We start from the raw sequence: 22,159 nt of genomic DNA, 5'->3' as shown, positions 1-22,159 counted from the left end.
CATTGATCAGCAGAAAAGTATCTGTGTTTATCTGCGTAATCTGTGAGCAACTCTACATAAATCCTAATTCCAATGCTGCCACTTCACTCATCATACTCTTCTCCCACTTGGGTGTCCAGGTGATCATCACATTTGCATCCGTCACTCCTTCTACTTCTCTTGTCTTTTGATCTACTTCAACGGGTAATGATTGTGCGGCCGGACAACTTGGTGCGGTTAATGTCATCGTGATATTCGCATATCCCTTGTCATTCACATCAATATTATAGATCAATCCAAGATCATAAATATTCACCGGCAACTCGGGATCGAATACCGTTTGCAGTTTTTCGATGATCTTTTCTTTGATATCTTCTTTGTTTAAACTCATCAGTTCTTACTTGCTTGTTGTGCTAAATAAACTGTTGCATCTAATTTCATTTGTTTCACCATGCTCAGCAAACCATTGCTTCTTGTCTGCGCCAGGTGTTGCTTCATACCGATCTTATCAATAAAATCCAGCTTTGCATCAATGATCTCCTTCGGTGCATGTCCGCTCAATACACGAATGAGCATACTCACCAAACCCTTTACGATCACGGCATCACTTTCTGCACGGTAATATACTTTCCCATCTTTCAACTCACTCACCATCCATACAGTACTCTGACAACCTTTAATCTTATTCTCGTCTTTCTTGTGTTCATCTTCCAATGGCTTCAACTTCTTCCCCATGTCGATGATGTATTCATACTTTTCATCCCATGTATCAAACAGGGAAAAATCATCAACTATTTCTTCTTCTATTTCTGCTATCGATTTCACTTCACTCATCTTAATAACTTAATTGCTTTATGTAACCCTGCAATCATCACATCAATTTCGTCTTTGGTATTGTACATCGCAAAACTTGCTCTTGTAGTGCCGGGGATACCAAAGCGGTTCATTAATGGCTGTGTGCAATGGTGACCTGTACGTACCGCCACACCTTGATTATCCAACAGAATACCTAAGTCCTGTGGATGAACTCCTTCCACGACAAATGATGCAACACTTACTTTCTGCTTTGCCTGTCCAATTAAACGGATGCCATCAATATTTTGTAATTCTTTTGTTGCATACCGTAACAGTTCTTCTTCGTGTAAACGGATCTGCTTCTTGCCGATGCGCTGTACAAAATCGATCGCTGCTTTTAATGCAACAGTATCAGCAATATTGGGTGTACCTGCTTCAAACTTATAAGGCAATTCGTTCCAGGTTGTTTTTTCAAACGTAACGTCTTTGATCATTTCACCACCGCCCATGAAGGGAGGCATGGCCTCGAGCAAAGCTCTTTTGCCATACAACACACCAATACCTGTGGGGCCATATACTTTATGTGAACTGATGGCAAAGAAATCACAATCGAGTTCCTCCACATCAATATCTAAATGAACAGTTGATTGTGCACCATCCAGCATTACAATTGCTCCAATCTTATGTGCTGCATCAATCATTTCTTTTACAGGGTTGATAGTACCAAGTGAATTGGATGCATGCACTACAGAAACCAGCTTCACTTTTTCGCTCAGCAGTTTGTGAAATTCATCCATCATCAATTCACCATTATCATCAACAGGAATCACTTTCAGTTTTGCACCTGTCATTTCAGTGATCAACTGCCAGGGAACAATATTGCTGTGATGTTCCATTCCGCTGATGATGATCTCATCACCGGCTTTCAGATTTGTACGTGCCCATGTATATGCAACGAGATTGATGCTTTCAGTTACACCTCTTGTGAAAATGATTTCTTCACGTTGCTTGGCATTAATGAATTGTTGCACCGTATCTCTTGTTGCTTCGTAAGCTGCAGTTGCTTCTTCAGCGAGTGAGTGAATACCACGGTGGATATTTGCATTAAAATATTGATAGTAGCTTGATAACGCATCAATCACTTCTACAGGTTTCTGTGTAGTGGCTGCATTATCAAAATAGACCAAGGGCTTTCCTTTTACCTCACGCTTCAATATCGGAAAGTGTCTTCTTACCTGATCTACATCAAACGCAATATGTAAAGCTGTTGCTGACATAAGTTTCTATTTATGCGACTTACACTTCAATTATATTTCAAAATCCAAACGCTCAGAAATGATCTGATCTACATACTGGCGGATCGGCTCCAGTTCAATCTTCTCCAAAATCTCAATAGCGAACGCATGCAGTAATAAAGCTTTTGCAGCTTTATCACCAATACCTCTTGATTGCAGGTAAAACAATGCCTCATCATCCAGTCTGCCAATGGTACAACCGTGAGAACATTTTACATCATCAGCAAAAATCTCCAGCTGTGGTTTGGTGTTCACGGTTGCAGTATCGCTCAATAAAATATTCTTATTGCTTTGATAAGCGTTTGTCTTTTGTGCATCCTGACGTACAAAAATCTTACCATTGAACACCGCCGTTGCATTTTCATCAATAATGCCTTTGTACAATTCATTGCTTAAACTGTTAGGCATTTTGTTGTCAACGATGGTATGATTATCTACATGTGTATCACCTTTCACGCAATACAATCCATACATATTGCTTTCGCAACCCGGCGCTTCTAAAATAAAGTTGAGGTTGTTTCGGATAACACCACCATTGAGTGTAATGGTTACAGAATTCACCTTGCTCACCCCTACCTGGCGCACATGGGTTGTTTTTACGCAACTGCTGTGACTGTCCTCGTTCTGAATTTTATATAAATGCACCTGTGCATTTTCTTCAACAACAATTTCAGAGATCTTATTGATGAATGAATCACTTGTACCAATCGTTACTTCTTCTTCAACGATCTTTACTTCTGCATTCACTGCCACGTGAATCAACGTACGTGGTTGCGATAACACATTCACTGTTCTTGCATCGTTAATATAATAGCAATACAAAGGATGCTCTACAGATTTGTTTTTCTTTACAGAAATAAACAAGCCCTGGTAAGCAAACGCATTGTTCAAGGCATTGATCCCATCTTTATGATAACCGGCGCTATGACCAAGATTGCTGTCAACAATCGATTTGTATTCGCCTTTCACTGCTTCACTCAACGGAAGAATCACCAACTCGTCAACAGATGATTGGATATTAGAAAGTTCTGCATGATAAATGCCGTTTACAAATACCAATTCGTTGGCTGCTTCATGACCCGGCAAACGAAACTCTTCCACGTCCTTTGCAGTGATTGCTGTTGCACCTTCTGCATAAGAAAAATCTTTGTTGAGCACAGCACTGATACGTGTATACTTCCACTCTTCATGCTTTACCGTTGGAATGCCCTGCTCATTGAACAGTTCCAATCCTTTTTGACTCAAAGCCTTTAATGAACCATTCCCACTGAACGATTCTTTATTGAGCTTATCCTGTATTAATTCTTTTAATTCTGACATCTTGATTTTTTTTCTCTCACTGATTTCACTGATGACCACAGAAAAAATCTGTGTAAATCTCTTTAATCTGTGAGCAATGTTTACGCTTCTACTTCTTCTCCCAATTCTTCTTTAATGAAATCGTATCCTTTTTCTTCCAGTTCAAGTGCTAATTCTTTACCACCTGTTTTTACAATACGTCCTTTGTAGAGGATGTGTACATAATCAGGAACGATATAATCGAGCAAGCGTTGGTAGTGCGTAATCACCAATGTAGCGTTGTCTTTTGATTTGAGTTTGTTTACACCTTCTGCAACAATACGCAGGGCATCAATATCCAAACCACTATCTGTTTCATCCAGGATCGCCAGCTTTGGTTCAAGCATCGCCATCTGGAAAATTTCATTACGTTTCTTTTCACCACCGCTGAAACCTTCGTTCAATGAACGGCTTAACAAAGCCTGGTCAATATTCACAAGCTTCATTCTTTCTTTCATCAGCTTTAAGAAAGCAACTGCATCCATTGGTTCTTCACCACGATACTTTCGAATTTCGTTCACCGCTGTTTTTACAAAGTTGGTGGTGCTTACACCGGGAATTTCAATTGGGTATTGAAATGCAAGGAACACACCTTCACGTGCACGATCTTCAGGAGAAAGCTCTAACAGATCTTTTCCCAAGAACTCAACACTGCCGGCGGTTACTTCGTAATCAGCACGACCAGCCAATACAGAAGCTAATGTAGATTTACCGCTACCGTTTGGTCCCATGATGGCATGTACTTCACCTGGTTTAATATCAAGATTGATACCTTTTAAGATTTCCTTCTCTTCAATCCTTGCCTGTAAATTTTTTATTGATAACATATACTTTGAAAATTGTGAATTTGAAAATTTGATTAACCAACACTTCCTTCTAATGAGATCGCCAACAGTTTCTGTGCTTCCACAGCAAACTCCATCGGCAACTGATTCATTACTTCTTTAGCAAAACCATTAATGATCAATGCAACTGCAGTTTCTGTATCCAAGCCACGTTGATTGCAATAGAAGATCTGGTCTTCACCAATTTTAGAAGTGGTGGCTTCATGCTCTACCTGAGCAGTGCTGTTCTTTACTTCAATGTAAGGGAAAGTGTGTGCACCACATTTATCGCCGAGCAACAAACTATCACACTGTGAAAAGTTTCTTGCATTAACAGCATTCTTACCAACCTGCACCAAGCCACGATAGGAGTTTTGACTGAAGCCTGCAGAAATACCTTTCGATACAATGCGGCTTCTTGTGTTCTTACCAATGTGCATCATCTTGGTACCGGTATCGGCTTGCTGATGATTGTTGGTAACAGCAACAGAATAAAATTCACCCTGGCTGTTATCACCTTTCAGAATTACTGAAGGATATTTCCATGTTACAGCAGAACCAGTTTCAACCTGTGTCCAGCTGATCTTTGAATTTACACCTGCACAAATACCACGCTTCGTAACGAAGTTGTAGATACCACCTTTACCATCTTTATCGCCAGGGTACCAGTTTTGTACGGTTGAATATTTTACTTCAGCATTATCGAGTGCAACAATTTCAACCACCGCAGCGTGCAATTGATTTTCATCACGCATAGGAGCAGTACAACCTTCGAGGTAACTTACATAGCTGCCTTCTTCGGCAACGATCAATGTACGCTCAAACTGTCCCGTGTTTTCGGCGTTGATGCGGAAGTACGTACTCAACTCCATCGGACTTTTTACACCTTTTGGAATGTAGCAGAAACTACCATCGCTGAACACCGCACTGTTCAATGCAGAGAAATAATTGTCTGTCATCGGCACAACCGAACCCAACCATTTTTTGATGAGTTCAGGATGTTCCTGTACCGCTTCACTCATGCTGCAGAAAATAATACCGAGCTCAGCAAGTTCTTTTTTAAATGTTGTTGCAATAGAAACGGAATCGATCACCGCATCCACCGCCACATTACTCAAACGCTTTTGCTCATCCAAAGAAATGCCCAGCTTTTCAAACGTAGCCCGTAATTCAGGGTCTACCTCGTCTAAACTGTTGAGCGTTTTCTTTTGCTTGGGAGCGCTGTAATATTTAATGGAATTGTAATCAACCTTTGGGTATTTCACATTGGCCCATTCCGGCTCGGTCATTTTTAACCAATGACGGTAGGCTTTAAGTCTCCATTCCAGCATCCACTCGGGTTCGTTCTTTTTGGCGCTGATGAAACGCACAATGTCTTCGCTTAGTCCGGGAGGCGCCTCGTCGGCTTCAATGTCGGTTACCCAACCATATTTGTACTCACTCAGGGCCGTTTGCTCCAGTGTATTGAGCATCTCACTCATGATTCGATTTGTTTAATCTGTTTACCTAAAATCTTGAACAATTACTATCTATACACAAAAGTACAGATTAATCTATACGAAAAAGTATAGATAATGTTCGAAAAGCGGAAAAATTGGCAATTTGGGGAATGGATGTGGGGAAATTGGGGCTGGGCCGGCCTGAAGTTTTGGGGAATTAGGATTGGGGCTGTGACCTTTAGGGCTTTGGGCGACAGTAGTTCCGGCTTTTCGCTGTACCTCCGCTACGCTGCGGTGCCGCTGCAATCCGGCAGCCCGTGGGCGGAATATTTCTATCAGCCATTATTTTTTCCTAAACCCAATCCTCTCCCGCTCATCCCACTTCCGGTCCGCAGCTTTTTCATCAAGCAGATTTTCCATCGCATCGTAAATCTGGTTGAGTTGCACATCATGTTCGCCCAATCGTTCCTTGATTTCTTTTAGTTGTTCTTTCAAATCATTTTCTTTCAGCAATATTCTTCTGATTTCTACAAAAGCCCGCATGATGGCAATGTTCATTTGAATGGCATTGTCGCTACTAAGGATGCCGCTGAGCATAGCTACACCTTGTTCGGTGAAGGCGTAAGGCATATATTTCCTGTTATGCCCACGGCCAGTTTTCAAGGTCACAATTTGTGACCTTGAAGAATTAGATGCCTCCAGTGTTTCTACCTGAAAACGAATGGATTCATAATCCTCAACAGTCAGTTGAAACATAAAATCTTTGGGAAATCTTGCAATATTCCGCTTTACGGACTGATTAAGGACTTTTGTAGGAACATCATAAAGGGCTGCCAGGTCAAAATCTAACATTACCCGTTCTCCCCTTATTTCATAAATGCGGTTTTGAATACTTCTGATGACTTGCATAGGCTGCTATTTATCCGTTAATATAAAATCAAAAAAGAAAATCTGCAAGCAGGTAAGAGCGAAACTGCAGCCTTACTTCATCTTTTCATAACCTTCCCGTCATATTCCCTTAACAATCTCCCGCTACCATTGCCGCTCAACTAATAAACTTACAAAATGAGAAAATCCCTTTTACTCATCAGCAGCATTGTATTACTGAATGCCTGTACAAAGCTTGGTACAGACCAACAAGATTCGAAACAGAATACTGGCTTTGCCGCACGCCAGGAGTCAAGCAGCTTTTCAGAAATAGGCAGTCTTGCCATTGGTGGCGGACTTGGTGCTGCCGAGATCAGTACCTACGATGCCGATACAAAAAAACTATTTGTGGTAAACAACAGCGCAGGTAATAATCGTATTGAAGTTGTTGATCTAAGTAATCCTGCATCGCCTGTAGTTACAGGAAATATCAATATTGCCATTTATGGTGGATTGGTAAATAGTGTGAGTGTGAGCAATGGCAAACTTGCAGCAGCAATTGAAGCAATTCCTAAAACAAATAATGGTAAAGTGGTTGTATTTAATACAACAACATATGATGCTATTGCCGTTGTAACTGTTGGTGCATTACCTGATATGATCACGTTTACACCCGATGGTAATTTTATTCTTACAGCAAACGAAGGTGAGCCAAATGATTCCTATACCATTGACCCGCTGGGCACAGTTTCAATTATTGATGTAAATAATAACTACACAGCCACAACAATTGACTTCAGCAAGTTTGCTACAAGAGCGGCTGAATTAAAAACAAAAGGCTTTCGTTTGTTTGGCAAAAATGCAAGTTTTGAACAGGATGTAGAACCTGAATACATTGCAGTTGCAAGCAACAGCCAAACTGCATGGGTTACCTTGCAGGAGAACAATGGTATTGCTAAAATTGATCTCACTACAAAAACCATTACGGATATTTTTCCATTAGGGTTTAAGGATTACAACAACCCGATGAATACAATTGATCCAAGTGACAGAGATGGTGGTGTTATTTTCGGAAACTGGCCGGTAAAAGGAATGTATTTACCTGATGCGATTGCTGTAAACAGTCACAATGGTGTTCCGTTTATTTACTCTGCCAATGAAGGAGATGCCAGAGAATATGCAGGCTTTTCAGAAATAAGACGCATCCATGAACCAAATTTACCACCTATTCTATTGGATGCACTTGCATTTCCTGATGCTGCAGCATTAAAAACAAATCCACAACTTGGTCGTTTAAATATCACCACTACATTGGGCGATACCGATGGCGATGGTGATTATGATGAATTGTATTCTTATGGTGCACGCTCATTCAGCATCTGGAATGGTTTAACTGGTCAATTGGTTTATGATAGCAAAAACCAGATCGATCTGAAAGCAAATGAACTTGGCAAATATCCTGATGGAAGAAGCGATGATAAAGGTTGCGAACCGGAAGGCATTACCACCGGTCGTGTTGGAAACAAGAGCCTGTTGTTTGTTGGTTTGGAAAGAGCCAATGCCGTAATGATCTACGATATTACAAACCCAACTAAACCGGTGTTCAGTCAATGGCTCAATACAGGCGTTGGACCTGAAGGTGTGTTATTTGTATCAGCCGATAAAAGCCCAAATGGTAAAAGTTTATTTATTGCCAGCAGCGAAACGGATGGTTTTATTAAAGTATATACAACAAATTGATAGAAGCATTTGCTTTCAATACGAAAAGGCCACATTACTGTGGCCTTTTCGATTTATGCTGATTGATTATTATTTCTGCGGCTCTAACAATTTAAAGAACTGATCTAACTGTGGAAGAATCACAATTCTTGTTCTCCTGTTCAATGCCTTTCCTTCTTTTGTATCATTAGTCCCTACTGGGTGATATTCACCACGACCGGCAGCTGCCATTTTCGCCGGATCTAAACCATATTGTTTCTGCAATAAACGAACAATAGCAGTTGCACGTTTTACACTTAAATCCCAATTGTCGATCAATGATGCATTACCACGGAAAGGAACGTTATCGGTATGTCCTTCCACCATAAATTCAATATCGGGTTGATTCTTTAATACCAATGCAACTTTACCTAATACTTCTTTTGCCCGATCTGTTACATCATAGCTGCCACTCTTGAATAATAATTTATCGGAGATATCAATGTACACTACCCCTTTATCTACTTTAATATTAATGTCTTCATCTTCAATATTGCCAATAGCTCCTTTCAAATTCATCACCAATACCATATTGAGCGAATCTTTATAAGCCATTTGTTGTTGCAAGGTTTGAATGTAAGCGTCTTTTGCACCAATGTTCTGCAAAGATTGTTTAATACTTTCGGCCTGTTGTTTGGAGATTACCGACAGATTTTCTAATTGCATTACAGCCTGTGTATAATTCTGCTTGATGTTTTCAATTTCTTTGTTGAGATCGGCAATGCGTTTGTTGAGATCTGCTTTTTCCCGCTCCAGTCCGGCTTTCTGGTTATTACAATCAGCCAATGTTCCCTCAAGCGTTACATAACGGGTTTGCAATTGTGCATAGTCGGCCTGCGATTTTTTAAACTTCTTACTGCTAACACAAGATGTAAATAATAGTGCGGCGCAGATAACTGCTACCAGGTAATTCAGTTTCATAACATTCTTTTTAATAAATGATTAATGCAGATGCTTTTCGGGCATGCAGACGTAATTCCATAAATAATTTTATCGATGAAAATGTATCAACATACATTCATCAATGATTACTTATGCGCCTGTACAGATAGATTCGGCAATTACAATTGCTGTGCTGCACAAAGAAGGATAAAAACCTTGCCAAACTTTAAATGGAACCGTCAAAAACTACAAAATCCAAGAATCCGTTTCTTATTTTGAATTCCTATTGAAATGTCTACGCCTTATTGCAAAGTATGCCTATCTGAAGTGGAATTTCCTTCCCACAATCACAATAATCCATGACTTCGCTCACTGGAAAACAGGGTATCATAACTGTATCTTCAATAGTTAACCGTTTATTCAATTAAAACTAATTTTTATGTTCAACGAAATAGAAAACCCAACTGCAATCAGTATGCCACGCATCGGCGATCCAGCTCCTTCGTTTACTGCAGTAACCACACAAGGCAATATTCATTTCCCCAACGATTATCAAGGTAAATGGATCGTACTGTTTAGCCATCCGGCCGACTTTACACCCGTCTGCACCTCTGAGTTTATGACCTTCGCTAAAATGGAGCCTGAATTTGCAAAACTCAATACACAATTAGTGGGATTGAGTGTGGATGGATTATACAGTCATATTGCATGGCTACGAACTATCAAAGATAAAATTGAATTTCGTGGTTGGAAAGATGTAGAAGTAAAGTTTCCTTTGATTGAAGATATTACAATGGAAATTGCCAAAATGTATGGCATGATACAACCCGGAGAAAGTTCTACTAAAGCAGTGAGAGCTGTGTTCTTCATTGATCCAAAGGGCATCATCAGAGCCATCATCTATTATCCACTTTCATTAGGTCGCAATTTTAAAGAATTGAAACGTGTATTGATGGGCCTACAAACAGCCGACAAACATGCAGTGGCACTTCCTGCCGATTGGATTCCGGGTGAAGATGTGATAGTGCCACCGGCTAACAGTTGTGGTGTTGCAAAGGAACGCATGGCTGGTAAAGAAAAGGATGTGTATTGTAAAGATTGGTTCTTCTGTATGAAACCATTGCCAAAAGAAGAACTGGAATTAGAAGCTGAATTGGTTTAATTGTCAGCGTTCAAATAAAAATCCCGGTTGTAGTAACCGGGATTTTTTATTGCATTATAATTTCATTTTTCAAAATGTCATCTCAGGTATTTCACCTTCTACGATCAACTTTCCTGCGGTCTTTGAAACAATTTCTTCCACTGAAACACCGGGAGCACGTTCCAGTAATTTAAATCCATCGGGAGTTACATCCAAAACGGCGAGATCGCTGACGATTTTCTTGACGCATTTTGTTCCTGTTAAAGGCAAGGCACATTGCGGTAACAATTTGCTTTCGCCTTTTGGATTGGTATGCATCATGGCCACAATAATATTTTTTGCACTTGCAACAAGATCCATGGCTCCACCCATTCCTTTCACCATCTTGCCCGGAATTTTCCAATTGGCAATATCACCTTGCTCACTTACTTCCATTGCCCCAAGTACCGTGAGATCAACTTTTCCTGCACGGATCATTCCAAAGCTCATGGCGCTATCAAAAAAAGCAGAGCCGGGTAATGTGGTGATGGTTTGTTTACCTGCGTTGATGAGATCGGGATCCTCTTCCCCTTCAAATGGAAAGGGTCCCATGCCCAGCAATCCATTTTCACTTTGTAATTCTACATGAATGCCTGCAGGAATATAATTCGCCACCAAGGTTGGAATTCCAATGCCAAGGTTTACATAGAATCCATCTTTTAATTCTTTGGCGATGCGTTGGGCAATTTGTTCTTTTGTTAAAGCCATATGATAATTTTTGAACCACGAAGACTCCAAGGCGCAAAGTTCCACAAAGGCTTCGTGCTGCTTTGTGTCTCTGTGGCTTTGTGGTTTATTTCTTTCTTACTGTCTTCTGTTCAATCCGCTTTTCATAATTCGTTCCTTTGAAAATGCGATGCACATAAATGCCCGGTGTGTGAATTTCGTTTGCATCTAACACTCCCGGTTCAACCAATTCTTCCACTTCAGCAATAGTGATCTTGCCTGCCATTGCCATTAATGGATTAAAGTTTCTTGCGGTGTCTTTAAATATGAGATTGCCCATTGTATCGCCCTTCCATGCTTTTACAATGGCATAGTCTGCATCAAACGCATATTCAAGTAAATAATCTTTCCCGTTGAAATTCCGGACTTCTTTTCCCTCGGCTACTTCTGTTCCAACTCCGGCTGGTGTATAAATAGCAGGCATTCCATAACCGGCTGCCATGCATCGGGTAGCCAATGTTCCTTGGGGAATTAGTTCTACTTCCAATTCACCACTCAGCAACTGGCGTTCAAATTCTGCATTTTCACCAACATAAGAGGAGATCATTTTTTTTACCTGCTTTTGTTTCAGCATTAAGCCAATACCAAAATCATCAACACCTGCATTGTTGGAAATGCATGTAAGGTGTTTTGTTCCTTTTTTTACTAAAGCGGAAATACAGTTTTCGGGAATGCCGCACAAACCAAAACCACCAAGCATAAGGGTTGCTCCATCGGGAATATCTTTTATTGCTTCATCGGCATTGGAAACAACTTTGTTCATTGCAATCGTATTTGATTGCAAGATAAGCGAAGAATAGAAATCATACAGTTAATACTAATCTGGTGGACCACCCAAAAAATACAGGCGGGTGACCGACCCTTGAAAGCGAGTGACTCAAAAAGATTAAGCGGCGGCAAGATATTCCCGCAGTTCCTGCAATACTACCTGCACAGAATTATCAATTTCATCGATCAGATGTTTGATTTGCTCTTTCTCAGCAGTAACAGAAATATCTCCTTTTTCAATCAAAATTACTTTTCCGGATATATCTTCTGCTACGCCTAATATGCGTAATGTAGATTTCATATTATGCGCCACTTCTTTCAGTAATGCCGGATCTTCAGCTGCGAAGGATTCCTGTAATTTTTTTATTTCGCCCGGTAAAAAATCAAAGGCTTTTGCAAGTAGATCTTCAATATTTTCTTTTTTACCGCCGGTGAGTCGTTGCAGGTATTCAATATTCACCAGTTTGAGTTGTGTATTATTTTTTTGTGCCGGTTGTGTATCCCAATCGTTGTAGTGATTCAGCAGTTCGAATAATTTTACTTCATCCACAGGCTTGGTGAGGTAAGCATTCATACCCGAATTAATCGCTGCCTGTTGTTCTTCAGCCTGGCAAAATGCACTTAAGCCAATGATTGGTGTTTGCAACTTTAATTCAGCCCTGATCCGTTTGGTTGTTTCAATTCCACTTATGCCGGGCATTTGAATATCCATTAAAATAAAATCAAAGCTATGTTGCTGTAACATTTGCAAAGCAATGATCCCATTCTCTGCTTTTTCATATTGGAAATGATGTTCTTTGAGTAAATAGCCCATCAGGTCACGGTTCATTTCATTGTCATCAACAATCAAAATACGCTTTGATACTAAAGGTTGTTGATTCCTTTCTGTTATAGTTATTTCAGCTTCAACAATAGGTGATTGATTCAATGCAAATGGCAGCAATACTTCGAACCTTGTTCCTTCGCCCGGAATTGAACTTGCACTGATCTCACCACCCTGCATTTCCACTAACTGCTTTACAATAGGCAGGCCTAATCCTGTTCCGAAATATTTTTTTGAAGTACCCGATTCAACCTGGTAAAACCGTTCGAATACATGTGGAAGTTTTTCCTCATCAATACCAATACCTGTATCCTGTACCACAAAGCTGATCCACGCTTTGTCGTTTCCATTCTTTAGCAATGATGCCTGTACTTTCACAGTTCCCTCTTCTGTAAATTTGATGGAGTTACCGGTGAGGTTTACCAAAATTTGCATTAGTTTTTTCTCATCGCCTAACAAATGCATGGGCACATCGTTCTCCATTTCCACAACCAGTGAAAGATTTTTACTTTCCGCTCTATTCAGTAAAACGTTGTATAAATTATCCATTACCGTATTCAACTGTAATGGTTCTTTTGCAAATTGCAGATGACCCGATTCCAGTTTAGAATAATCCAGCACATCATTGATCACTTCCATTAATAAATTGCCCGATATTTTCATTGATTGGATCCACTGCCTGTTCTCAGGTGTATGTTCCTTCTTCAATAACAGGTTTGTATAACCGATAATGGAGTTGAGCGGTGTACGTAGTTCATGTGTAACGTTGGAGATGAACTGATCTTTCACCAATTGCGCCTGCTGTTCTTTCTGAATAGCTACAGAAAGGTTTTCGTTAAGTCTGTTTGTTTCGATCATTTTATACAATACCAGCAAGGCGATGATTGACATAAAGATCAGCGAAACAATATTCCACTTTTTATCAAGGCTCAGCATTTCTGCTTTTTCGGCACCGATCGCTTTATTGAGTTGTGCAATTTCCAATCCCAATGCACCAATCAACTCTTGCGCACCCAGTGTTATTTGCTTTAAAGATGATTTGTATTGTTCGCCATCGATCAAAGCAAGTGCATTCGACTGCCCTTCGTTGTCATACACACTGAGAATAGTTTTATTCATCTCAATTCTATTCGCTGCTTTATGTACAAAAATGTTCACCAGGTATTTCGGCACATAACCGGCATAAGTACTTTTGACTTCCGTTAAGTTTTGTTCAATAGCTGTGATATTTTTCGAAAACCCTTCTTTCTTGGAAAGCGCCCCGGTTTGCAGATAATCTTCGAGATTGTGATCGCTCTGTGTAATGAGAAACATTGTTTTTTCCACGATCTGTTGGTATTGCTGGTGCTTACTAACAGAATCGCTTTGTGCAGTATGTTCCTTTACCGATCGAAGTACTTTTGACTCAATCATGAAATTCATACCGATGCCTGCAAATAGAATTAATCCTACTGCGGCAAATACAAAAACCTGTTTAAAACGGGGATTGCCCTTTAGTGAAGGAAGTACTGGTTTCATAGTTCTGGATTTTGAGGACTTTTGAGACTGAAAAAGTACTTCTAATAACTGTAAATTCCAATTCCAGCGCTTTGTTTATGTACTCAAATGCGTACGTAATACTACAAGGGAAATATACGTGTTTCTCTTTTATTTGATCATTCGCCAGCACCAGCGTTGTAGTTTTCCTTCAAAGTCGAAGGGTGTGGTTGCTTTCGTAATGTCCTTAATTGACGATGCCTGAATTTCTGCTTCCTGCAATTCAAACTTCCGGGCATTATTGCTGAAATATAAAACAGCACCGGGCTTCATTGCTTTCAATGTTTGATTCAACAACTCAACATGATCCTGCTGGATATCCAGAAAATCTTTCATCTTTTTACTGTTGCTGAACGTAGGAGGATCCATCACCACCAGATCGAATGTGTTCGGTGTAAGCGTTTGTAAATATTGTTTTACATCTGCCACTTCAAATTTGTATTTCTTTTGATCAATAAGAAAATTAGTTTCAAAATTTTTCTTCGCCCAGTCGATATAGGTATTCGACAGGTCAACGGTTATTACTTCTTCTGCACCTCCAGCAGCAGCATACACGCTGAAAGAACCGGTATAAGCAAACAGGTTCAATACTTTTTTTCCGGTTGCTTCTTCCATCACCATTTTTCTTGTAGTGCGGTGATCTAGAAACAAACCTGTGTCCAGATAATCAGAAAGGTTCACCAAAAATTTCAACCCATTTTCCTGCACTTCAAAAAACTCTTTTTCTTCGGCAGTTTTTTGATACTGGGCATGCCGATCGCTTTTTCTTCTTCGTTCTTTTGTATATATCTGTTCATCACTGATCTGCAATACGTTTGCAATTACCTGCACCGTTCCATCCAGCCAATCCAGATGTTCTTCTTCTGTAAGATTATGTTTCGCTTTGTATTCGCTCACACAAACCCTGCTGTCATATAGATCAATGCTCACAGGAAATTCAGGAAGATCTTTATCGTACAACCTGTAACAACTGATGCCCATACGTTTAGCCTGTTTACTCCGGTGTTTGTACACTTTCGTTAACCGGTTCTGAAACATTTGTAATTTATCTGAGAGCATGGTGATGAGTGATGAATAATGAGTGATGAGTTATAGATCTTGTGCTTTTCATTCTCCCTAAGTGTTTCTGTATTTTCGACTTCCCACTTTCGATTTCCCTACAGTGCCAGCAAACTGCAGCCTCTGATATCGCTGTTATCCATACGGCCAAGGATACGAAAACTGCCATCTTCAAATACTTCGCCCACATCATCCGTAGCAATAAAGCAGCAGGAATAAATATTGGCAAGGTCAATAATATTAATAGCTCCTTTCCCTTTTGTGCGGATATGCAGCGGATCGTCTTCATCACGCACCAATACTTTCATCCACGGTGGACAACGAAAAATTCCATCACCTGTTGAATAGGCCTGGCTTAATAATTCCGTCATACCGTATTCTGAATGGATCGATGGCAACCCAAAACTTTTTTTCAATTGCAAATGAACCTCTTCACGTGTCAACTCTTCTCTACGTCCTTTCATACCACCTGTTTCCAAAATAGTTGTGTACCGAAGAGGTAATTCAAATTGTTCAGCAAAATCAAGCAATGCAAACGTAACACCAAATAATAACGTTGGCTGCTTCTTTTCTTCAAGCTCCATTATTGTATTTGCCAACCTTTTAAACTCATGCAGGTAAAACCCATTGGCAGGATGTGCACTTTTATCCATCAGGCGTTTCACCATATAAACCAGCGAAGAATGACTTCGTTCAAGATAAGAAGGCAATAATCCCAGTATACAGAATTGTTCCGGGGCTCCATACTGCAAGTCAAATCCATTGAAAAATGCCTGCTCGTACAAAGCAATACTTTTTACATAATGCCGGCTTTGAATAGTTTGCGTAGTGCCACTGCTTTCAAAAACAGCTTCCGGCTCAAATATGGTACTCATCAGCTGCTTTGTTTTGAAGAAACCAATTGGCAAAAAGGGAATGCTGGTATAATCAGGTATATTATTTGCCTGAAACTGGAGTGCGTCACAAAAACGACGGTACACTTCGTTGGTTTCATACTGAAAACGAAAGCCATCAAGGGCCGCTTTGTTGAAAGAAGCGGGTCCTACCTCAAAAAGATTGTTAACAAACGATGGAATCAATTTTTTAGTGGATTATTAATGCTTAAATTTGAAACAGAATATTTCCGCATGAAAGCAAAACTATTATATCTTTTTTTATTCGCTGCGCTCTTTACGGCCTGTAAGAAAGACAACTTTACGACAAAGCCACAGATCAAGCTAAAAGAAATAAAAACTGCGAACGTACAAAGCGGCGGGGGAACAAACGGTGCCATTCTGGAATTTGAACTTGAAGTGACCGATGCCGAAGGAGATGTGCAGGGTGAAATTTATATTGACAAAGTGTATGCGGGACAAAATCCGACCTGCACAACCAGCAGTACCATTATCGGACTTATTTACCCTGTACCTGAATACCCAGGCAGTGCAAACCAAAAAGTATTGCTCCGTGTAAAATTTGCGAACATTTCATTACCCGGTTACGCTATCATTACCAATCAATGTACCGATCCTGACACTTCTTACTTTAATTTCGCCATTACTGATAAGGCAGGAAATACCAGCGATACATTACGCACCGAAGCTATACTTTTGCCTTTTTAGTAAATGTATGCAAGGGCACTAATGCAAAAGTTGTTCCGTTTTGTACTATTTCATCATATTATTATAGCACTTTGTGCCGCTGCTCTATGCGTACAAACCAAATTATTCTATTCTTTATTTGAATATCCGCTTACACTGATCGCCTTCGTTTTCTTTGCAACATTACTCAGTTACAATGCCCATTTCAGCTTTGCTGCTGCCAAAAGCAATGCATCCGAACAACTGCAATGGTTCAACGAAACAAAACGTTTCACTTTTGTTTTGAATATTTTATCGCTGCTGGCTACTCTGTGGTTCTGGTGGAAGATCAAAAGCATCAATACACATATTGTACTTGCCATTGTTTTCAATGCAGCCTATACAGCACCGTTATTACTTCGAAAGCCCATCAAACTGCCATCGTTCCTCACCTTCATCAAAAGTTATTTTATAGGTTTTGTGTGGGCTTATGCCACTGTAGTTTTGCCGCTTGCTTTTTTTGAAGTGGAGCCAAACATCAACGAAGTGTTTCTGTTTATCAGCCGGCTTCTATTGGTAGCAATTGCCACTATGATCTTTGACTATCGTGACCGGCTAAGGGATTTTGAAATGGGCGTACACACGCCGGCCAATATTATGAATGAGCAACAGTTTCAGGTGTTCTTTATCGTAAACGTAATACTGTATTCGTTCTCTGTTATTTTCTTAGCTATCCGCTTTGATACTTATGTACACTTGCTCCAATTGATACCTGGAGTTGTTGCCATGTATCTGCTTCGGATTTCGAAAAAACAGAATAGCGATTACTTCTATCTTGGCTGGGTCGATGGCCTGCTTATTCTCTCATCCATTCTCAGTTTGCTTCTCCTGCTCTGACCAACCCGGGCGAGACGTTGGTAAAAAGTAATACTGCCCGGCTATTTAAAAGAACTGAACCCGTACATTTGCTGAAAGCACTCATACGATGGCAAAAGCAACAAAATCAGCAAAGAAGAAATCCATTCTCACCAACACTTCACTCGACTTTTTAAAGAACTATCATAATACACATTCGCCGGTTGGTTTTGAAACCAGCGGACAAAAAGTATGGCTCGAATATCTGAAGCCATATATTGATACACACTTTACTGATCCGTATGGTTCAGCAGTAGGTGTTATTAATCCGCAACATACTTTCAAAGTAGTAATTGAAGCGCATGCTGATGAGATCAGCTGGTTTGTAAATTATATTACAGCAGAAGGATTGATTTATCTGAAACGAAATGGCGGTGTGGATCATCAGATCGCCCCCGCTAAACGTGTGTTGATCCATGGTAAAAAAGGAATTATAAAAGCGGTGTTTGGATGGCCTGCTATCCATACCCGTCTTGGTAATCCTGATGCTAAAGAACCGCAACCAAGAGTTGATAACCTGTGGCTCGATTGCGGTGCACGTACCAAAAAAGAAGTTGAAGAATTAGGTATTAAAGTAGGTTGTGTGGTTACCTACGAAGAAGGGTTTGATGAACTGGCACATGACTATTACATCGCCCGTGCATTTGATAACCGCATTGGTGGTTTTATGATCGCTGAAGTAGCACGTTTGCTGAAAGAAAACAAAAAAACACTTCCATACGGATTATACATTGTAAATGCGGTACAGGAAGAAATTGGCTTACGTGGTGCAGAAATGATCGCCCGCCGTATTAAACCGGATATTGCCATTGTTACTGATGTTACACATGATACCACAACACCAATGATCAGTAAAATTGTAGAAGGTGATATCAGTTGCGGTAAAGGACCATCGCTTGCAACAGCTCCGGCTGTTCATAATAAATTACTTGACTTTGTAACAGATGTTGCTGAGAAGAAAAAAATTCCGGTGCAATGGCGTTCACTAAGCCGGAGCACTGGCACTGATACTGATTCGTTTGCTTATGCAAATGATGGATGTCCATCTGTGCTTATCAGTATTCCATTGCGTTACATGCATACAACAGTAGAAATGTTGCACAAAAGCGACATTGAAAACACCATTCATCTGATGTATGAGACGTTACTGGCGCTATCTCCAAAAACCAACCTACGATATTTATGATGCAACTCTTATACCTTGATCCCGGTAGTGGCAGTTACCTCATTCAGGTGATTATTGCTGCTGTGCTTGGTGTTATCTTCTATTTCAAAACCGGATGGAACTGGATCAAAAGTTTTTTCAGCAAACCCAAACCTGAAACAGAAGAAGAAAAAAATGAGTCAACTGATTAATCATCATCCTGCTTCGTTTCGTGACCCTTCCGGTTTTATCTATGAAAAAGAGGGAACGGTGTACAGGTTTGTTTCGTCGCTGTATAAAGCGCATTATGAGTTGTTGCAATCCTCTGGGTTATCGGATGAGTTACTCAAGAAAAAATTATTGCTTCCCTACACTGCGTTACAGGAAAATCATACAGGCCGTGCAGATTGGTATCTAACACTTGTGCCGCAATATATTCCTCTGTTGTCATATGCATGGGAGTGGAGTTTTAGCCAGTTGAAAGATGCGGCATTGACAACGCTTTCCATTTGCAAAGCAGCTTTGCAAAAAGGAATGATCCTGAAAGATGCAACGCATACAAATATTCAGTTTGTTGATGGGAAAGCAAAGCTGATCGATACGCTTTCCTTTGAGCGATATGAGCAAGGTGAAGCATGGGTTGCGTATCGTCAGTTCTGCGAATGCTTTTTAAATCCACTATTGCTTGCACAGTACACCGGTTTTGAAGTTCACAAGTTGATGTTGAGTTATCCCGATGGAGTTCCAGCCAACATCACGTCGAAATTGCTACCACTTAAGACAAAGCTGAAACCATCTATTTATCTGCATGTTCATCTTCATGCAAACATGTCTGGTAAAGCAACCGGAACCGCAAACGGGTCAACCAAAAAAATTTCACAGAAAAATATTGAGCAAATTCTACAGAATCTTGAAGATTGTATCAGTAACTTGAAACTGCCCAGCACAACAACTACCTGGAATAATTATTACGACGAAACAATTTTGAGTGATGACTATCTGTCTGCTAAAAAAGAAATTGTTTCCTCCTTATTGGGAAGCTTGAACTATTCCTCAGTAATTGATCTTGGTGCAAACGAAGGTGAATTTTCGTTACTCTGTAAAAAAGAGGCGATGGTGGTTTCTACTGATTTTGACAGTGCCTGTATTGATTCACTTTATCAGCGGTTGAAAAAAGAAAAGCAACAGCACATTTTACCTTTGGTTGTTGACCTTACTTACCCTAGCCCGGGTATGGGCTGGACGAATGCCGAACGCACTTCTTTTTTTCAACGAAAATCATTCGATGTCTGTTTGGCGCTGGCCTTGATCCATCACCTTGCAATTGCTAAAAATATTTCGTTTGAACAACTTGCATCCTTCTTTGCTTCTATCTGTAAAACCCTTATTATTGAATTTGTGCCGAAAACAGATCCGAAAGTAGTGGGCATGTTGCAATGGCGGAAAGATATTTTCGAAGGGTATACAGAAGATCAATTTGAGGTAGCATTTGAAGAACGGTTTATACTGAAGCAAAAAACAGATGTTCCCGGTTCAAAAAGAACAATGTTTGTTTATCAAAAAAAATAATTCCGTCCTTTTTAACGCATGAAAAAAAAATTGAAAATAAAACTTCAACAAAAAGCATACTTCTTGGCATTACTCCCACTTGTGTTTATTCTGCATGGGAACAATGCCTTTTTCGGTTTTTTCCCGGCCTCGTTTGTAATTCTGAACTTATCAATCGTACTTCTTACTTCACTTTTACTTTATGCATGTTGCTACATTTTTATAAGGAACAAAAGAAAAGCCGTAATTCTCAGTTTTTGGTTACTACTATTTATTTTGTCATTTGGTTTTTTACATGATAGCACTAAGAAAATAATGGGTGACGGATTTTTCAGTAGCTACAAATTTATATTTGTGATTTCCCTTTTTCTTCTTGTTGTATTCTTTGTACTTATCAAAAAAAGGAATAGCCTGTTTCAACGCCATTTTTTTTTTATAAATACGTTGATCTTCTCATTGCTGCTGTATGAACTAGTTGACAGTATTATTCAATTTTCAAACTACAAGAATGAAAAAAAATTACTTGATAACCGCTTTAATGCCAGTAAACAGGCTAGGATTAATACAACTATCCCCGACTCGATAAAACCAGATATTTATTTTCTGGTTTTTGATGCTCTTCCATCTTCAATTGCCATGAAGTCCGAATGGGGGTTTGACAATAGTTTTCTAGACAGCTTTCTACTAAAAGAAAAATTCTATGTCCATTCAAAATCCAAAAGCAATTACAACCTAACTGTTTTGTCTGTAAGCAGCACGCTCAATATGGACTACACCCCTGCTGTTAATCTTTATCAGGATGAAGCAAAAATGTACTTCAAAGCCACAGCTTCATTACTTGACAACTCACTGACCCGCATACTAGAGCAGCAGAATTATGAAATCAAACAATACCAACCGATTTCGTTTGCTAATAAAGACTGGCATGGCAAATTATTCTTTGGCAATATACTGTATATGAATTATTTCTATCAAACACTACCCGGCAGAGTTTATCGTGACCTCGGCTGGAATGTTTCTCGGTTAAATATGAAAATATTAAATAACCGAAATTTCAAAAAATATCATAGTCGAAATCTTACTCTTCAAAACGATTTGCTGCAAACAAAACTACTGGTAAAAAAAAGCTGTTCGCTGACTAAAGAAAAAAAACAATTTGTATATGCGCATTTCCAACTGCCACATGATCCTTTTATTTTTGACAGTTCAGGAAAACTAAAGCCAACGGAAAAAACGATTTTATATTCAGAGGAGGAACAGCCGGCAGCGTTTATTGAACAAGTGAAATTCGCTAACAAAATTATTCAAGAACTCGTGGTGCACATCAAAAAAACTAACCGTCAGAATACTGTCATAATTATAGAAGGCGACCATGGCTACAGGAATATTACTGGCAAGAAAGGGTATATGATATTTGACAACTTCAATAGTGTTTATCTTCCCGATAATGATTACACGCAACACTATAGCACGATGAGTCCTGTAAACTCTTTTCGGTTGGTTTTGAATAAATTCTTTACTGCGAACCTTCCATTATTAAAAGATAGCAGTATTTTCATCCCTTACACTTTACCTGGCGAAAAATAAGTCAATGAAAAGGTTTTATCTGAAATTGAAACATTTTTTTAGCACATGGCCATTATTCCTTGTACTGTTACCTTTATTTTTTATTTACAGCGGTTACAATGAATTATTTGGCTTTCTTTCGTTGAAATATGTCTTCA

The 22,159-nt window shown here is 39.6% G+C and carries 21 protein-coding genes; 8 read left to right on the top strand and 13 right to left on the bottom strand.

Going from position 1 to position 22,159, the window contains the following annotated elements:
- Window positions 1-52: 52 nt before the first annotated feature.
- The 7 genes from WG989_RS10165 to WG989_RS10135 form a co-directional block, all read right to left on the bottom strand.
- Window positions 53-370: a DUF59 domain-containing protein gene (locus tag WG989_RS10165; RefSeq protein ID WP_324228148.1), complete on the bottom strand. Its 318-nt coding sequence runs from the start codon at window positions 368-370 to the stop codon at window positions 53-55.
- Window positions 370-813 (bottom strand): SufE family protein, encoded by a 444-nt coding sequence (locus WG989_RS10160; protein WP_340429203.1) that lies wholly within the window; start codon window positions 811-813, stop codon window positions 370-372. Before WG989_RS10160 ends, WG989_RS10165 begins: the two co-directional genes overlap by 1 nt.
- The gene (locus WG989_RS10155) at window positions 810-2,051 is read right to left on the bottom strand and encodes a SufS family cysteine desulfurase (RefSeq protein WP_340429201.1); all 1,242 of its coding nucleotides are present in this window, start codon (window positions 2,049-2,051) and stop codon (window positions 810-812) included. Before WG989_RS10155 ends, WG989_RS10160 begins: the two co-directional genes overlap by 4 nt.
- A 30-nt stretch (window positions 2,052-2,081) precedes the next feature.
- Entirely contained in the window at window positions 2,082-3,389 is a 1,308-nt protein-coding gene (gene sufD, locus WG989_RS10150) for a Fe-S cluster assembly protein SufD (protein ID WP_340429200.1), read from the bottom strand.
- Between the two features lie 80 nt (window positions 3,390-3,469).
- Window positions 3,470-4,234, bottom strand: a complete 765-nt coding sequence (gene sufC / locus WG989_RS10145; protein WP_340429198.1) for a Fe-S cluster assembly ATPase SufC — start codon at window positions 4,232-4,234, stop codon at window positions 3,470-3,472.
- A gap of 32 nt (window positions 4,235-4,266) precedes the next feature.
- Window positions 4,267-5,712 (bottom strand): Fe-S cluster assembly protein SufB, encoded by a 1,446-nt coding sequence (sufB, locus tag WG989_RS10140; RefSeq protein WP_340429197.1) that lies wholly within the window; start codon window positions 5,710-5,712, stop codon window positions 4,267-4,269.
- 300 nt (window positions 5,713-6,012) lie between these two features.
- A complete protein-coding gene (locus WG989_RS10135) occupies window positions 6,013-6,579 on the bottom strand; it encodes an ORF6N domain-containing protein (RefSeq protein ID WP_340429196.1) in 567 nt (188 codons plus the stop codon).
- 156 nt (window positions 6,580-6,735) lie between these two features.
- On the opposite strand from WG989_RS10135, the gene WG989_RS10130 reads away from it, so the two are divergent.
- Window positions 6,736-8,277 carry a choice-of-anchor I family protein gene (locus tag WG989_RS10130; RefSeq protein ID WP_340429195.1) on the top strand — a complete coding sequence of 514 codons (1,542 nt, stop codon included), beginning with the start codon at window positions 6,736-6,738 and terminating at the stop codon, window positions 8,275-8,277.
- A gap of 69 nt (window positions 8,278-8,346) precedes the next feature.
- Here the strand turns inward: WG989_RS10130 and WG989_RS10125 are convergent, their stop codons facing one another.
- The gene (locus WG989_RS10125) at window positions 8,347-9,216 is read right to left on the bottom strand and encodes an OmpA family protein (protein ID WP_340429194.1); all 870 of its coding nucleotides are present in this window, start codon (window positions 9,214-9,216) and stop codon (window positions 8,347-8,349) included.
- Between the two features lie 400 nt (window positions 9,217-9,616).
- Here WG989_RS10125 and WG989_RS10120 point away from each other — a divergent pair, with 400 nt between their 5' ends.
- The gene (locus tag WG989_RS10120; RefSeq protein WP_340429193.1) at window positions 9,617-10,339 is read left to right on the top strand and encodes a peroxiredoxin; all 723 of its coding nucleotides are present in this window, start codon (window positions 9,617-9,619) and stop codon (window positions 10,337-10,339) included.
- 69 nt (window positions 10,340-10,408) lie between these two features.
- Here WG989_RS10120 and WG989_RS10115 read toward each other — a convergent pair whose 3' ends face one another.
- From WG989_RS10115 to WG989_RS10095, 5 genes are all read right to left on the bottom strand, one after another.
- Window positions 10,409-11,065 carry a CoA transferase subunit B gene (locus WG989_RS10115; RefSeq protein WP_340429192.1) on the bottom strand — a complete coding sequence of 219 codons (657 nt, stop codon included), beginning with the start codon at window positions 11,063-11,065 and terminating at the stop codon, window positions 10,409-10,411.
- Window positions 11,066-11,150: 85 nt separating this feature from the next.
- Entirely contained in the window at window positions 11,151-11,846 is a 696-nt protein-coding gene (locus WG989_RS10110) for a CoA transferase subunit A (protein ID WP_340429191.1), read from the bottom strand.
- Between the two features lie 123 nt (window positions 11,847-11,969).
- Entirely contained in the window at window positions 11,970-14,192 is a 2,223-nt protein-coding gene (locus WG989_RS10105) for an ATP-binding protein (protein ID WP_340429189.1), read from the bottom strand.
- Window positions 14,193-14,321: 129 nt separating this feature from the next.
- Complete coding sequence (locus WG989_RS10100) at window positions 14,322-15,269, bottom strand: class I SAM-dependent methyltransferase (RefSeq protein WP_340429188.1); 948 nt, start codon at window positions 15,267-15,269, stop codon at window positions 14,322-14,324.
- A gap of 98 nt (window positions 15,270-15,367) precedes the next feature.
- Window positions 15,368-16,348 (bottom strand): LuxE/PaaK family acyltransferase, encoded by a 981-nt coding sequence (locus tag WG989_RS10095; protein ID WP_340429187.1) that lies wholly within the window; start codon window positions 16,346-16,348, stop codon window positions 15,368-15,370.
- 48 nt (window positions 16,349-16,396) lie between these two features.
- On the opposite strand from WG989_RS10095, the gene WG989_RS10090 reads away from it, so the two are divergent.
- From WG989_RS10090 to WG989_RS10065, 6 genes are all read left to right on the top strand, one after another.
- Window positions 16,397-16,870, top strand: coding sequence for a hypothetical protein (locus tag WG989_RS10090; protein ID WP_340429185.1), 474 nt, complete (start codon window positions 16,397-16,399; stop codon window positions 16,868-16,870).
- A gap of 21 nt (window positions 16,871-16,891) precedes the next feature.
- Window positions 16,892-17,725: a UbiA prenyltransferase family protein gene (locus tag WG989_RS10085; RefSeq protein ID WP_340429182.1), complete on the top strand. Its 834-nt coding sequence runs from the start codon at window positions 16,892-16,894 to the stop codon at window positions 17,723-17,725.
- Window positions 17,726-17,813: 88 nt separating this feature from the next.
- The gene (locus WG989_RS10080) at window positions 17,814-18,929 is read left to right on the top strand and encodes a M20/M25/M40 family metallo-hydrolase (protein ID WP_340429179.1); all 1,116 of its coding nucleotides are present in this window, start codon (window positions 17,814-17,816) and stop codon (window positions 18,927-18,929) included.
- Window positions 18,926-19,099, top strand: a complete 174-nt coding sequence (locus tag WG989_RS10075) for a hypothetical protein (protein WP_340429176.1) — start codon at window positions 18,926-18,928, stop codon at window positions 19,097-19,099. The genes WG989_RS10080 and WG989_RS10075 overlap by 4 nt, the downstream gene beginning before the upstream one ends.
- The gene (locus tag WG989_RS10070) at window positions 19,083-20,456 is read left to right on the top strand and encodes a class I SAM-dependent methyltransferase (RefSeq protein ID WP_340429174.1); all 1,374 of its coding nucleotides are present in this window, start codon (window positions 19,083-19,085) and stop codon (window positions 20,454-20,456) included. Before WG989_RS10075 ends, WG989_RS10070 begins: the two co-directional genes overlap by 17 nt.
- Before the next feature lie 18 nt (window positions 20,457-20,474).
- A complete protein-coding gene (locus WG989_RS10065) occupies window positions 20,475-22,022 on the top strand; it encodes a sulfatase-like hydrolase/transferase (RefSeq protein WP_340429172.1) in 1,548 nt (515 codons plus the stop codon).
- Window positions 22,023-22,159: the final 137 nt, after the last annotated feature.

It is taken from the genome of Lacibacter sp. H407 (genome assembly GCF_037892605.1).
Classification (GTDB): domain Bacteria; phylum Bacteroidota; class Bacteroidia; order Chitinophagales; family Chitinophagaceae; genus Lacibacter.
The sequence above is the reverse complement of the archived record's forward strand: the minus strand, read 5'-3'. Positions and strand labels throughout refer to the sequence as shown.